This window comes from Halanaerobaculum tunisiense (genome assembly GCF_054657635.1).
In genome coordinates this window covers 1-1,190 of the sequence record NZ_BAAHYI010000027.1, presented here as the reverse complement: position 1 = coordinate 1,190, position 1,190 = coordinate 1, and the positions used below count along the sequence as shown (strand labels likewise).

The window sequence follows — 1,190 nt, the reverse complement described above, 5'->3', positions numbered from 1 at the left end:
AAGGATGTTAAAAATTATAACAGAAGAATGTGTAGGATGCGGAGAATGTATAGATAAATGTCCATTTGATGCCTTAGAAATGCAAGATGGAGTAGCAGTAGTAGATGAAGATACATGTACATTATGTGGTGCTTGTGTAGAGAGTTGCCCAGTTGATGCAATTGAGATGGAAGGGGCAGTAAATGAAGGACCAGATATAGATTTATCAGCTTATGAAGGTGTATGGGTATTAGCAGAACAAAGAGATAATGAACTATTAGATGTTTCATTACAGTTAGTTAGTAAAGCAAATGAATTAGCTAAAGATCTAGATGCAGAGGTTTCAGCTGTATTATTAGGTTCAGATGTGAAAGAAGATGCGCAAGAATTAATGGCATATGGAGCAGATAAAGTATATGTAGCAGAGGAAGAAGAACTAAAGGATTATACAACTGATTATTATACAGATACAATTACTAAATTAATTAAAGAGCATAAACCAGAAATTGTTTTATTAGGAGCAACACATAACGGAAGAGATTTAGGTCCTCGATTATCTAATCGATTACAAACTGGTTTAACAGCAGATTGTACTAAATTAGGAATAGATGAAGAAAAAGATATTTTACTACAGACTCGTCCAGCGTTTGGTGGTAATTTAATGGCAACAATTATTTCTCCAGATCATAGACCACAGATGGCAACAGTAAGACCAGGAGTAATGGAGAAAGTAGAACCAGATTATGATAAAGAAGGAACAGTAGAAGAAATAGAAGTAGATTTAGATCAAGTAAGTGCTTTAACAAAGGTAAAAGAAATAATTAAAGAAGAAAGTGCAGGAGTTAATTTAGAGGATGCAAAGATTATAGTTGCTGGAGGAAGAGGAGTAGGAGATCCAGAAGGATTTAAAGTAATTGAAGAATTAGCAGATGTATTAGGTGGAGAAGTAGGAGCTTCTCGTGCAGTAGTAGATGAAGGTTGGATAGATCAAGAACATCAGGTAGGTCAAACAGGTAAGACAGTTCAACCAGATTTATATATAGCTTGTGGAATTTCAGGAGCAATTCAGCATCGAGCAGGAATGGAAGGATCAGATTATATTATAGCAATCAATACTGATAAGGATGCAGAGATATTTAAAGTTTGTGATTATGGAATTGTAGGAGATTTACATGATGTAGTTCCTAAGTTATGCGAGGCTTTTAAAGATA

The 1,190-nt window shown here is 34.6% G+C and carries 1 protein-coding gene; it reads left to right on the top strand.

Annotated features, from left to right (window positions below; genetic code table 11):
* Positions 1 to 4: 4 nt before the first annotated feature.
* The coding region (locus tag ACYQ3D_RS12600; protein WP_459838810.1) for an FAD-binding protein at positions 5 to 1,190 on the top strand (1,186 nt) is incomplete at its 3' end.